This is a genomic window from Acinetobacter sp. YH12140 (assembly GCF_013418475.1).
GTDB lineage: Bacteria > Pseudomonadota > Gammaproteobacteria > Pseudomonadales > Moraxellaceae > Acinetobacter > Acinetobacter amyesii.
Genome location: NZ_VPBZ01000001.1, coordinates 39,340 through 53,222 on the forward strand (window position 1 = coordinate 39,340; position 13,883 = coordinate 53,222).

Below are 13,883 nucleotides of genomic sequence, written 5' to 3' on the forward strand. Positions count from 1 at the left end.
ATAATCACCCAAAATAAGATTCAAGTAATAAATATACTGCATAGTCCCGAAAGCCAAAACATCTATATGGTTCATAGTCATGATGCATCGCCGAATGAGTATTAGTTTCCTTATTGAGACAAAAGCAGCAAGGGGTAGGACATTATTCTTGGCGCATTGATATGGCAAATGCAGTACAACCAGATTTTGACCATTGTTAGAAATTTATTTTCCTGCAAATGCCTAAGCTCGATGAAAACAAAATTATTATTGCGCACAGTTTAGGCTGTCTGACAGTGCTGCATTATTTGACAGCACATTTCAGCCAGCGGTAAGGCAAGATTTAAGCGGGCATTTTTATTTCTGGATTTGTGTATTCCTTTAATTTTTTTCTGAATTTGGCAGCTTTATTTTAAAATGCTAATTGAACCGTCATATGCTGCATCAGCATTTGCCGTTGGCCGTGCGCATGCTGTCCAGTAATGATCCTTTTGTTCCACCACCGTTCACGCTGAAGTTATCAATAGTGATCCAAAGGTAGAACACTGAAGGGATAATACAGGACTTTTACGGCTTCATAATGTTTCCAGAATTGCTGGATATTTTGAATCAGCTCATGAAAGTGTTCTAGCAAATAGTCAAGCTTTGCAAAAATTCACAATTGTTTACCCTCAATCTCTAATTTTTATTTCAGACTGAATTCAAAAAGAGGAATGGAGTATGAAATGGCGCAAGTAATTGTGGTGCATGGCTATACCGCGAGCCCTGAAGAGAATTGGTTTCCGTGGATCGCGCAAAAGGCAAAAAAAGCGGGCGTCAGCCTCAAGGTGCTTCGGCTTGATCCATCCGAAACACCGGTCTTAAATGTGTGGATGAAGCAAATGGATACGCAGATTGACGCATTAAATGAAAACTCTATATTAATTGCCCATAGTTTGGGATGTATCGCTGCACTGCATTATCTGTCGCAAAAACTGCAGCATCAGAACATAAAAGCTCTTGTGCTTGCGGCCGGTTTTAATGGCCGCTTGGGACGTCTAGAGCAGGTGAATCCTTTTATTGATGCGGCTAAAATAGATTTTGACTTGCTAAAACAGAAGGTTGAGCATCGGGTAGTGATCTATTCAAAAGGTGATGAGCGAGTGCAACCTGAATTCAGCTTGGCTCAGGCAAAAAGCCTAGATGCACAGGTGATTGAAGCGCGTCATCAGGGGCATTTTATTGACTCTGAAGGCTGTACCGAATTGCCCGAAGTCTGGGATGCTGTGGAGCCGTATTTGATCCGCGCTTAATCTACGGTTGTTGGCCAATATAGCTTTGCAGGCCTTTTAACAGCAGATCATTATGGACTTCAGGCGTAAAGCGCTGCAGGTATTTGGCAAATAGCGCAGCATCGCCACCAGTTAAAATTAAGCGACTGGGATATTTATCAAGCACCTTTTCAATGGTGCTGACCAAACTGAGCAATATGCCATGATGAACAGCGTCGATGGTATTTTTACCAGGAGACAGCTCGTCAAAGATGGCATCTGGAATTTTAATGCCTTTGGTGTTTTGGATGAGCGAATCACGTTGCAAATATAAATTTGGCAAAATATAGCCACCTAAATGTTGTAATCCATCCGTTAAGTCAATGGTGAGTGCTGTTCCACAGCTAATCACACAGTATTTTTGTGTAGGGTCTTTGACCACAGCCAGCATTTGCAGCCAACGGTCGATCCCGAATTTACTGGTATCTTCGTAGGCACAGCGCAAGCCCGCATATTCGGCATGAACTTTGGCAATGGTGACAGGAACGGCTAAAAATTTAAGAATTTTTTGAATCCGATCATTATTCTTCTTGTCGAGTACCGAGGAAATTCCCACCTGATCTAAGTTCAAACTTTTAAAGTGCTGGATTAAACCGAGTAGGAGTTCGGCAGGCGACTGTAAATGCAGTTCCGCAGCATGTTCTATGATTTGATCGTGTTCAGTAATCCAGTATTTCAGCCGAGTATTACCGACATCGAGCCATAATTTTTTCATCAGTAGGCCTTTGCAATCCTGTTTTATGATTGATCTGCTAAACGTAAGCGACCTTGGAAATGATTTTCTAAGCGCTGCGAAGTTTGGATGTTGATCGAACCATCATTTTCAATACCGAGAAAGCGGCCTTGGCTTTTGCCTTGCAGGTGTTCAAGCTCAACGGGCTGTTGCATAAATGCAGCATAATGGTTGAATCGTGCAGCGAGGTTATAGCAGTTATGATCGAACCATTCACCTGCAAGTTGAATCGCTGCATAGAGTTCAGCGATTAACTGTAAACGGTTTGGCGAGTGAAGTCCGAGTTCAGATAACGACGTTGCGCGTTGCTCAATTCCTGTGGATGGAATCGGAAATAAGTTCATGCCCACGCCGACAATCGCTTGATGTGGCGAAATTGGTTCAATCAAAATCCCGCCCCATTTGCCTTGTGGGCTATATAGGTCATTGGGCCATTTCACTTGTAATGCGAGATTTTTCAAACTTGGCATTTGTAAGATATTTAAGGCTATTTCGAGTGCAAGCCGCCCATCTATCGCTGTCTGTAAATTCAGCATTGTGCTTAAATAGATATTACCAACGGGTGAGACCCATTGATGATCGCGTTGCCCACGGCCTTGAGTTTGCTCTTCACTGCATACCAAAACATGTTGAATGCCTTTTTTGGCAATCTCACGGACATCGTCATTGGTCGATGTAGTAATGGGCTTCAGTAATAAAACTTCAGGCGGTTGAGGTACTGTGCTCAGCAATTGCTGTAAGTGTCTAGTCTCTAAATCCATTTGAATCTGAGAGTTGTGGAATAATATTGATGGAGTTAATCATATATTTACTGATTGGTGCAATCGCTGGTTTTGCTGCGGGGCTATTTGGTGTTGGCGGTGGCCTGATTATTGTGCCGATTTTATTCATCGTTTTTACCCAACTTCAGTATGACCCCAGTGTGATTATGCACATGGCGGTGGGCACCTCTTTGGCCACGATTATTGTGACTTCACTCAGCTCGGTTTCGGCGCATCATAAAAAAGGTGCTGTGCTGTGGAATGTCTTTCGGAATTTGGCACCAGGTTTGGTGATCGGTTCATTTCTCGGTGCAGGCATTGCAGATTATTTATCAGGGCAGGGTTTGCAACTGTTAATTGGCTTTTTTGCGGTCTGGGTGGCCTTTAAAATGTTTCGAGGTGCTGCGACACCTGTCGATCCGAATAAACATTTACCCTCACAAGCCATGCAAATGGCAGCAGGCGGTGGCATTGGGATTGCCTCTGCGATCTTCGGTATTGGTGGTGGCAGCTTAACCGTCCCGTATTTGAATAAAAATGGCGTCATTATGCAAAAAGCAGTCGCAACGTCTGCTGCATGTGGTTTACCGATTGCGATTGCTGGGGCACTCGGCTTTATGTGGTTTGGTCATCAAGCCGATATCGTGGTTCCCAATACCATTGGTTATATCCATATTTATGCATTTATCGGGATTAGTGTAATGAGCTTCATCACTGCGAAATTGGGTGCGAAAGTGGCTCATATGTTGTCGCCATTTATGCTAAAGCGTTGTTTTGCATGTTTATTAACAACAGTCGGCTGCTATTTTATTTATCAAGGTGTGCAAGCCTTTGGCGCATGATTGTCCGTTTTGACTGAAAAAATTGGCTTTGTTGACACAAGATTGTCAGACAATGTCATGTTCAATTAGGTTGCTTATCGTTTCTAATGCAAATAGATTGAGTGTAAATCTGAACATTGCATCTTATAAAAAAAAGATAGGAACAGTATGCAACAACAAGAAGCGGACAGTTTGTCAGAACAAATTGCCAAGCACATCGGTGAACAAATCATTCGCGGTGAGTTGGTTGAAGGCGAGCGTATTCAGGAACTCAGAATCGCGGCCGAATTGGATGTGAGCCGTGGCTCTGTTCGTGAAGCTTTATTGATTTTAGAACGGACCCAGCTCATTGAAATCTACCCGCGACGTGGCGCCTTAGTCTCTGAAATGTCGGCTTTACAAGTGCGCTCATTATTTGATATTGCAGCATTATTGTTGGGCCAAATTGTGCATCGTATGGCGGAAACGTGGCGCAGCCATGAAGCTGAGCGTATTCAGTTATTACTTGAACAATTAGATGTAGAAACTCGCCAAGGCAATACCGAAAAGTTTTATGATCTGATTTTTCAGGGCATGGCTCGTCAGCATGAAATGGTGGGAAATACCTACCTGATGCGTTATTACCAAGAATTGTTGCCATCACTCAGACGCAGTTATTTTCTGACACTGAATATTTCACGACGTGAACTGCAAGAATCTTTTGATTTGTTTAAATTAGTGACTGATGCAGTTTTAATCAGAAAATCACATCAAGCCACTTTATTTATGGAAGATTTTTGTCGACACTTACGCAACCTTGTGTTGGAATCACTAACACGGATGAAACAAATCGAATTAGCGTGGGCGAGACGTTCACGCCGCTGATCAGGACATTATGCGTTTAAGCAGTTTAAAACTTTCCGGCTTCAAATCTTTTGCCGATAGCACAACTCTAAAATTTGAAGGCAACCGTAGTGCGGTTGTTGGACCGAACGGCTGTGGTAAATCCAATGTGATTGATGCCATTCGTTGGGTTATGGGGGAGTCCAGTGCCCGTCAATTGCGTGGTGGCACCATGCAAGATGTTATTTTTACCGGAACGGCAAAGCGTAAACCAGTCGGGATGGCGAGTGTTGAGCTGCGTTTTGATAATACCTATGGCAAGTTAGGTGGCGCTTATAATGCCTATACTGAGCTTGCAGTTCGTCGTCAGGTCAATCGTGATGGTAAATCCGAATATTTCCTCAATGGCACCAAATGCCGCCGTCGTGATATTACCGATATTTTCTTAGGTACCGGTTTAGGTCCACGTTCGTATGCGATTATTGAACAGGGCATGATCAACCGTTTGGTCGATGCCAAACCTGAAGAAATGCGCGTGTATATTGAAGAAGCCGCTGGGGTTTCTCGCTATCAAGCCCGTCGTCGTGAAACTTTACAGCATCTGGAACACACCACTCAAAATTTAGAACGCCTCGAAGACATTGCATCAGAACTGAAGTCTCAGTTGAAAACCTTAAAACGTCAGTCTGAAACGGCGGTGCAATACAAAGAATTAGAAACCCAAATTCGCACGATTAAAATTGAAGTGCTGTCTTTCCAATGTGAACAAAGTATGCGTTTACAGCAAGAATACACGCTTCAGATGAATGAGCTTGGGGAAACTTTCAAACTGGTGCGTTCTGAGCTGAACACCTTAGAACATGACTTATCTTCCACCAGTGCTTTATTTCAACGGCTTATTCAACAGTCCACCCCCTTACAAAGTGAATGGCAACAGGCGGAAAAGAAACTGTCTGAGTTGAAAATGACGCTGGAGCAAAAGCAGGGTTTATTTGCACAAAATTCGGCAAGTTTGGTGGAGCTTGAAAAGCAAAAAGCTCAAACCAAAGAACGTTTACAGTTATTGGAGTTACAACTGGAAACGCTGCAAGAACAGCAAGATGGATTTGTTGAGCAATTACAGCGCCAAGAAAGCAGTAGTCAGGAACAGGCCCAGCAGTTAGCCGATTTGAAAGCTCAGCATCAACAAGCGGTTCAACAATTTGAACAATGCCGTGGGCAAGTCGAAAAGCAGCAACAGCAAAAGCTACAGATGTTGGCGCAGAGTGAACAATTGACCAAAAATATTGGTCGTATTGAGCAACAACGTGAGACTCTGCAACAGCAACGAGGTCAAATTCAGCATCAGGCGCAGCAAGATGAGTTGGAGCAGTATCAGCAAAATAAGCAACAGCTCGAACAACAAATTGTGCAACAAGAGCAGGTGATTGCCGAAACGCAGACACAGCTTGCAGCTGCACAAGAACAGCAGGCACAGCATAAAAATATGGTGCTGCAGCTAAAGTCAGAAATACAGGTGTTGTTGTCAGAGCAAAAAAACCTAAATCAATTGATGATTAAAGCCAGTCCAAAGCAGCAAAGCCAGCGTCAACATTTAATGCAGCAGTTGCAGTTGAGCACACAAGGTAAACAGCATGCACAACTGGTCGAAAAATTTTTGTCTAGATGGCTGAGTGCCCAAGTCTTGGGACACAGTGATAATTTTCAAGACAGTATTGCACGTCAGGTCAAAGGCAATCACCACACCGCAGTACAAATCGTTGGATTAGACGCTTTGGCGACGTGGATTGAAGCCCCTCAACTTTCGATCTGGCAGCAGGTCGCGATTGCTGAAACATTGACAGTGGCATTGAGCCATCAGGCTAAACTGGCCGCAGGTCAGTCAATACTCACGCTCGATGGTTATCATGTCGGTGCAGATTGGGTGATTGGTCTAGATTATGATGAGGACAGCCAAGCAGGGCAAGGTGCATTGAGCCACCGTATTCGCTTAGATGAATTGACTGAATTACTTGCAGAGCAGCAGCCAAAGCTAACGCAACTAGAAGGCCAATTGCCTGAGTTGCAAAATGCCGTACAAGCTTTACAGCAAAATCTGCAACAGCAACATAGCCAATTAAAAAATTGGCAAAAAGACATTCAAAATGCTGATGTTGCCATTGCGAAGGTACAAAGTTCCAATCAGGCTTTTGCATTACAAAAGCAGCAGTTAGAAGATCAATTACAGCAACTTGAAGCACAGCTTGAAGAAGATGCCATGCAAAAAGACGATTTGGAAATTGATTTGCATGCGCTGACGATGAAGCTTGAGCAAGCTTTGCCCAATTATAAGACCTTGCAATTCCAAGTTGAGGAATTGAGTCTAGCGCTGGAAAGTGCTCAGCAAGTGGCATTACACAGTCAGCAAGAATTGGAAATCGTGCGTCGTCAGTCTGTACAGACGAAACAACAGATTGAATTATTAGAAAAAGACACGGTCTTTTTAAAAGCGCAAACTCAGCAAATTATTGGACAGATGGAGCAGGCGAAGAAATTTGTCGATCCAGTACAGTTAGAATTGCCTGCGCTTGAGTCACAGTATTCTGAACAGGCCCAAGTCACTGAACGTTTACAAAAAACCTGGAATGACTGGCAGCTTGAACTCAATAATGTTCAGAGCAAACAACAGACATTGACGGAACAACGCCATTCACATCAACAGCAAGATGAAAAATTGCGTACGCAATTGGAAGAAAAGCGTCTGGCTTGGCAATCCGCGCAGTCTGATTTACAGCATTATTCTGAACAGCTGAAAGAAATGAACAGCGAAATGCTGACAGGTTTAAGCATTGATGTGGTATCCCATCAGCAAAAACTAGAAAAAGCACAGCAGCAGTTTGATAAATTGGGTGCAGTCAACTTGGCTGCGGCAGAAGAATATACTGAAGTTTCTAAACGCTTTGATGATTTAAGCCACCAAATCGATGACTTGCAAAAGACTGTTGAGCAACTGCAAGCTGCGATGAAAAGCATTGATCAGGAAACGCGAAAGTTGTTTATGACCACCTTTGATAAGGTCAATGCAGAACTTCAAGAGTTGTTTCCGAAAGTATTTAATGGTGGTGAAGCAAGTTTAAGCCTTGAAGATGGTTGGCAATCGGGTGTAAAACTGATGGCACGACCACCGGGTAAACGAAATAGCTCTTTGGCATTATTGTCGGGTGGTGAAAAGGCACTGACCGCATTGGCTTTGGTTTTTGCGATTTTCCGCCTAAATCCTGCACCATTTTGCGTTTTAGACGAAGTCGATGCACCTTTAGACGATGCAAATGTAGGAAGATTTTGTAATCTTGTAAAAGAGCTTTCAGAACAAGTGCAATTTATCTACATTACACACAATAAACTGGCTATGACAATGGCAACTGACTTACTTGGTGTGACCATGCCAGAACCAGGAACTTCAAAATTAGTGACTGTGAATATAGAGCAAGCCAAAGAATACGGTTTAGCTGCGGAGGCATAACATGGAAATCACCACTATAGTTGGGATTGTAATCGCTGTAATTATCATGGTTGTGGGCATTCGAATGATGTTTCGTAAACCTGCAGATGCAGCGCCATCACTTGACACCGAATTACATATTGATCCTGATAGTCAGCAACCTGTTATTCCGCGCCATGTACGCAATCAGTTAAATACACCTGAAATCACGCCACGTGTAGAGCCGACTTTGGCTGAGGAAAAAGTCACAGCGGTTGAAACGACTGAAGCTGTTCAAGCAAATGTAACGCCAGAAGCAACGGCAACGGAACAAGCAGAGCAGAGCGTTGAGGCTACGGCAAAGACTGAGACGACAACGACGGATCCCGTTTCAGTTGAAAACGCTCAAACTGCAACAGAAGACAGTACATTGTCTACAGAAGCAACTGACTCTACAACGGTTGCATCTGTAGCCGCCGATGCCAATCATGCATCGACTGCTGCGACGGAAGTTCAGGCTGATGCTGTTCCTGCTGAAAAAGCGCCAGAGTTTAGTGTAAATAGCGCAATTGAAAAAGCTGAAATCAGCGATTTTGATGAAGAAAGCAGTATTTTGGATGCGCATTTACATGAACAAAAAATTGTTGATGAAGAAAGTGCTTTAGCGACTGCGGAAACTTATATCGCCTTAAATGTGTTCCCGGATAGCCGTGCCTTGTCGGGGGAAAAAGCATTAAAAGTGTTACTCAAATACGGCCTGCGTTTTGGCGAAATGGCCTGTTTCCATCGCTATGATGAAGAAGGTACAAAGTTATTATTCTCTGTATTGCAAATGAATAATGATGGCGCTGCGCAAGGTTTTGATCTTGAAACTTTATCGACTGAAGAAGTAAAAGGTTTGGCTTTCTTCTTAGCGCTGCCACACAGCGATGTACAAAATGCCTTTGATACCATGGATAGCATTTCACGTCTAATTGCCCGTGAAATTGACGGTACTGTGTATGATCAAAATAACCAAGAATTTACACCGCAGATGCGTGAACATTGGCGTCATCAAGCGATTGATTATCGTCAAGGTCAAGCCATCGAAGTCTAAGTGTCTTTGATTGAAACTCACCGAGTGGGTTTCTATAATAGCAACAGATAATGAAATTTGAGGGCGGAGCATGAACCGCCCTTTTTTATGGTGAATGTATGACACAACAATCCACTGTCGTTGCACAGATGCGACAACTGATTCAACTCTTGGCGAAGCATAACCATGCCTACTATGTCATGGACACGCCAGAAATTGAGGACAGTGAATATGATCAACTTTTTCACCAATTAAAAGCTTTAGAAGAGCAATACCCTGATTTAGTACAACCTGATACACCAACTACAAAAGTGGGTGGAAAGGCCTTATCTAAGTTTGAATCTGTAACCCATGCAGTGCCTATGTTGTCATTAGGTAATGTGTTTAATGCAGAAGATTTATTTGCCTTTGCGCGTCGTGCGGAAGAGCGCTTACCGAATCAAAAAATTGAATATGATGTCGAATTAAAATTTGATGGACTGGCCATTTCTCTCTGGTATGAAAATGGCATTTTAGTCCGTGGTGTGACACGGGGTGATGGTGAAACTGGGGAAGACATTACCCAAAATGTAAAAACCATTCGTAATTTACCTAAAGTACTGACTTCTACACAGACTGAAATTCCAAGTCTGCTTGAAGTCCGTGGTGAAGTCCTGATGCCAAAGTCAGGCTTTGAAAAGCTTAATGCTGAAAATGAAGCCAAAGGTGAAAAAACCTTTGCCAATCCACGAAATGCAGCAGCAGGAAGCTTACGTCAACTCGATCCTGCAATTGCGGCTTCGCGTCCTTTGGCTTTTTATGCCTATGGCATTGCACAGTGTGAACCACATCATGGGCAAACCACCATGTCTGCAAGTCTTGAGTGGCTGACACAGTTTGGTTTTGCTGTCGGTGAACGTCACTTTATATGTGACAGCATTCAGGACGTACAAGCTGCATATGAGCAAATGATCATTGATCGACCAAGCCTGAGTGTTGAAATTGATGGCATGGTGATTAAAGTGAATAGTTTGAAACAGCAGCAAACACTGGGCTTTTTAAGTCGTGAACCGCGCTGGGCAACGGCATATAAATTCCCTGCAGTTGCAGCGCTCACGACGGTTGAAAATATTGATTGGCAAGTGGGGCGTACAGGGACTTTAACTCCAGTCGCACGTTTAAATCCTGTTGCAGTCGGTGGCGTAACGGTTTCCAATGTCACTCTACATAATATTGGTGAAATTCACCGTTTAGATGTCCGTGTGGGTGATACAGTCAGTGTCTACCGTAGTGGCGATGTGATTCCAAAAGTGGAAAAAGTATGGCCTGAATTCCGTCCTGTAGATACGGTAGAAGTTCAGTTACCTGCATATTGCCCAGTCTGCTCATCTCCAGTGGTGATGCCCGAAGGTGAAGCCTTGGCACGTTGTTCAGGTGGTTTGTACTGTGCTGCACAGCGTATTGAGGCGATTCGTCACTTTGTATCGCGTAAAGCTATGGACATTGAGGGCTTAGGCGACCGTTGGGCGGAATCACTTTTACATTTGGATCTGCTCAAAGATGTTGCTGATATTTATAGCTTGCATGCGCATCGTGAAAAATTACTGACTATTGAAAAAATGGGCGAGAAGTCGGTTCAAAACCTCATCGATTCTATTGAAAATAGTAAGAAAACGACACTAGGCGCATTTATTTATGCACTTGGCATTCGAGGCGTGGGTGAAACCACGGCACGCATGCTCGCCAATACCTTCCAAACCTTTGATGCGATTCGTCATGCAGATCTCAAATCCTTGAAAAAAACGCCAGACGTTGGTGATATTACCGCTGAATGGATTGTCGACTTTTTCCAAGCGCCGCATAACCTCGAAGTGGTTGATCGTTTGTTGGCAGCTGGGATTCATTGGGATGCACCTGTTGCACCAAGTCGTCAGCCGCTGAATGGCGAGAGTTGGGTGATTACTGGAACATTGAGTACCATGGGGCGTGATGAAGCGACGCAAATGCTTCAAGCCTTAGGCGCACGTGTCAGTGGTAGTGTTTCGGGTAAAACCAAATGTGTAGTTGCAGGTGAAAAGGCAGGTTCTAAATTAGAAAAGGCTGAAAAGCTGGGTGTACCTGTGATGAGCGAAGACGAGTTTATTGCCTTTGTACAACAGCATAATGCTTCTTAAGTATTGAAAATCAAACCTGAAAACGTAGTTACTTTTGAACAAACGCCTGATGCATTGCATTGGGCATTTTTATTTTGCTGCTTAACATGATTGCGTCAGCCTATCAGTTGTTGATGATAGATCAGACATCATTCCTCAACATCACTCACGAAATATTTTGTTAAAGCGTGAATGTATTGAGATACAATTTTAGCCATAAAAAAAGCAGCTTAGGAGCTGCTTTTTTTATTCAGTGATCACATTATTCTTGATCAACTTTCATCGGTTTTACATCCATTTCTTGATATGAAACAAACTTAGTTTTGTGTTTCCACTTATAACCGAACCAAATGGCAAGGAATAAGAAAATACCAATATAGGTAGAAACAACGGCTAACCACTCACCATCTAAAACGGCTTGATAGTTCTGACCAAGGACCACGATGGCACACAAAACAAAGGCAAACCACGGTGCAAATGGGAAGAATTTTGCACGGTAAGCAAGATCTTCTAATTTATTGCCTTGAGCCAAGTAGCCTTTACGGAAGCGATAATGTGAAACTGCAATACCGAGCCACACAATAAAGCCACACATACCTGACATGTTCAGTAACCAGTTAAAGACCGCTTGTTCACCGATAAATGTGGTTAAGAAGCACAGTGCCGCAATCGCTGTAGTTGCATAAAGCGCATTCATTGGTACGCCACGTGCATCTAAGCGACCAAAGACTTTCGGCGCACTGCCTTTACGTGCCATATCAAAGAGCATACGAGTAGAGGAGTACATACCAGAGTTACCCGCTGATAAAATCGCAGTCAAGATCACCGCATTCATCACCGATGCAGCAAAAGCAAAACCTGCTTTTTCATACAGTAAGGTAAATGGTGATAGTGCAATATTTTCAGTAGATGCTGCTTGTAATAAACGTGGGTCATCATAGGCAATGAGAGTGCCGATAATGAAAATACACACAATATAAAACAACAAGATACGCCAGAAAATTTGCTTGATGGCAATAGGAATGGTCTTTTCAGGATCTTTCGATTCACCTGCAGCCACACCAACCATTTCAGTCCCTTGGAAAGAGAAACCGGCAATCATGGCCACACCTATCAAGGCAGATAAACCGCCGACAAATGGGGCTTCACCCTTGGTCCAGTTGGCAAATGTTTCTACGCCCGGTGTCAGCATGATTTTGCCAATCATAAACAAACCGATAATGATAAAGGCAACAATTGCGAGCACTTTAACTAGGGAAAAGAAGAATTCTGATTCACCAAAGCCTTTTACGGTCAGCGCATTAATGGCAAAGACGATTGCGAGGAAAATCGCACTCCAGTAGAAGCCCGGAATATCTGGAAACCAGAATTTCATAATGAATTGGACTGCAACCAATTCAAATGCCACGGTAATTGCCCAGTTATACCAATAGTTCCAACCCAAAGCGAAGCCGAAACCACCCTCGACATATTTGGTGCCGTAGGTAAAGAATGCACCCGAAGTTGGGTTATGTGTTGCAAGCTCACCTAGACTGGTCATCAAGAAGTAAATCATGATACCAATTAAGCAGTATGCAAGCAGGGCGCCACCTGGGCCTGCATTGGCAATGGTTGCACCTGAGGCAAGGAATAAACCTGTACCAATTGATCCACCAATTGCAATCATGTTGAGATGGCGAGCACCCAACTTACGCTGAAGCTGAGCTGGTTTTTGAGTTTCGCTCATCATTGTTCCTTAAGATTTTTTTGCGTGCTCGCAAACAAGACTTTAAATCCTTGTTGGTCGGCTTTGATTGTACATTGACCGTAATGTTGCTCAATTAAAGTCGGATAATTGAGGAATCGGTTGGCAACAATCCAAAGCTCACCCCCAGACTTCAAATGTCTGCGCGAAGTTTTGCATAGATTTTCACTGGCATTGTAGTCGGTTTGAATCCCTTGATGGAAGGGTGGATTGCTGACTATGGCATGTAAAAATAATGGAGCATCCTCGATTCCTGTGACCGCTTTAATCTCAAGTTGTTCAGGTTCAAGCAAATTTTGTTCAAATGTCATTTGTGTAGACGCCAGTGCAAAGGCATCTACATCCATGGCAAAGATACGATTTTTAGGATTTAGTTTGGCTAAATAAGCACTGATAACACCCGCACCACAGCCAAAATCTGCAATTTTGCCCGAAGTCACCTGTGATAAATAAGGCAATAAGGTAGCCGTACCCACATCTAAACGGTTCTGGCTAAATACACCCGGCAGTGCGCAAATCGTAAGCTCACCATTTGGAGTCTCAACTGGATATTTTTGCACCCAATCTTGTAGTGGCTTGAGTGTTACAGTTTTTTCTAAGAGGGTTTGCCACATTTGACAGTGACGCGCGCTATCAATTTTTAGGGTTTTACCAAAGGGCTGTAATTGTTTTGCAGCGCGTTCAACACCGCCTTTTTTCTCACCCACGAGGAAAATAGACGCACCTTGAGCAAGGTGACTTGCGACATTGTGTAATAAATAATTTAGCAGCTCTTTTGATTTCGGAACAAAAATAACTGCTTGATCAAACTGACCTTCAGGATAATCGACACCAAAATGGACGTTTGACTGTTGATTTTGAAAGTACTGAAAATCATTAAAATTCCAGCACCAAATCGATGGCTTAATATTGTCATTCAATTGACTGAGTAAGTCATCTGTCGGTGCATTTACGAAAAGCACGCGATCTTGTAATAAATCGATCTGTCTTATAACGACTTCACTTGTGAGATCCATAGATTTCTCCATCATAAAAAACACTGCCTA

The 13,883-nt window shown here is 43.2% G+C and carries 11 protein-coding genes; 7 read left to right on the plus strand and 4 right to left on the minus strand.

Annotation, left to right across the window (positions count from 1 at the left end; translation table 11 throughout):
• Positions 1–218: 218 nt before the first annotated feature.
• Together FTU75_RS18635 and FTU75_RS00210 are read left to right on the plus strand one after the other, a co-directional pair.
• Positions 219–314, plus strand: a complete 96-nt coding sequence (locus tag FTU75_RS18635) for an alpha/beta hydrolase (protein WP_180114649.1) — start codon at positions 219–221, stop codon at positions 312–314.
• 390 nt (positions 315–704) lie between these two features.
• Positions 705–1,271: an alpha/beta hydrolase gene (locus FTU75_RS00210; protein WP_180114651.1), complete on the plus strand. Its 567-nt coding sequence runs from the start codon at positions 705–707 to the stop codon at positions 1,269–1,271.
• Between the two features lies 1 nt (position 1,272).
• Here FTU75_RS00210 and FTU75_RS00215 read toward each other — a convergent pair whose 3' ends face one another.
• Positions 1,273–2,004, minus strand: coding sequence for a type III pantothenate kinase (locus tag FTU75_RS00215; RefSeq protein ID WP_180114653.1), 732 nt, complete (start codon positions 2,002–2,004; stop codon positions 1,273–1,275).
• A 23-nt stretch (positions 2,005–2,027) separates the two neighbouring features.
• Positions 2,028–2,783 (minus strand): biotin--[acetyl-CoA-carboxylase] ligase, encoded by a 756-nt coding sequence (locus tag FTU75_RS00220; protein ID WP_180114656.1) that lies wholly within the window; start codon positions 2,781–2,783, stop codon positions 2,028–2,030.
• Between the two features lie 29 nt (positions 2,784–2,812).
• On the opposite strand from FTU75_RS00220, the gene FTU75_RS00225 reads away from it, so the two are divergent.
• The 5 genes from FTU75_RS00225 (at position 2,813) to ligA (ending at position 11,114) form a co-directional block, all read left to right on the plus strand.
• Positions 2,813–3,625, plus strand: a complete 813-nt coding sequence (locus FTU75_RS00225) for a sulfite exporter TauE/SafE family protein (protein WP_180008514.1) — start codon at positions 2,813–2,815, stop codon at positions 3,623–3,625.
• Between the two features lie 147 nt (positions 3,626–3,772).
• Complete coding sequence (locus FTU75_RS00230) at positions 3,773–4,468, plus strand: GntR family transcriptional regulator (protein ID WP_078191157.1); 696 nt, start codon at positions 3,773–3,775, stop codon at positions 4,466–4,468.
• A 10-nt stretch (positions 4,469–4,478) separates the two neighbouring features.
• Positions 4,479–7,928, plus strand: coding sequence for a chromosome segregation protein SMC (gene smc / locus FTU75_RS00235; protein WP_180114658.1), 3,450 nt, complete (start codon positions 4,479–4,481; stop codon positions 7,926–7,928).
• Position 7,929: 1 nt separating this feature from the next.
• Positions 7,930–8,982 carry a cell division protein ZipA C-terminal FtsZ-binding domain-containing protein gene (locus FTU75_RS00240; RefSeq protein WP_180114661.1) on the plus strand — a complete coding sequence of 351 codons (1,053 nt, stop codon included), beginning with the start codon at positions 7,930–7,932 and terminating at the stop codon, positions 8,980–8,982.
• 98 nt (positions 8,983–9,080) lie between these two features.
• On the plus strand, positions 9,081–11,114 hold the full coding sequence (gene ligA, locus FTU75_RS00245; RefSeq protein ID WP_180114662.1) for an NAD-dependent DNA ligase LigA: 2,034 nt from the start codon (positions 9,081–9,083) through the stop codon (positions 11,112–11,114).
• A 241-nt stretch (positions 11,115–11,355) separates the two neighbouring features.
• Here ligA and FTU75_RS00250 read toward each other — a convergent pair whose 3' ends face one another.
• Both FTU75_RS00250 and FTU75_RS00255 read right to left on the minus strand, forming a co-directional pair.
• Complete coding sequence (locus FTU75_RS00250) at positions 11,356–12,819, minus strand: amino acid permease (protein WP_180114665.1); 1,464 nt, start codon at positions 12,817–12,819, stop codon at positions 11,356–11,358.
• Positions 12,819–13,853 carry a methyltransferase gene (locus FTU75_RS00255; RefSeq protein WP_180114667.1) on the minus strand — a complete coding sequence of 345 codons (1,035 nt, stop codon included), beginning with the start codon at positions 13,851–13,853 and terminating at the stop codon, positions 12,819–12,821. The genes FTU75_RS00250 and FTU75_RS00255 overlap by 1 nt, the downstream gene beginning before the upstream one ends.
• Positions 13,854–13,883 lie beyond the last annotated feature (30 nt).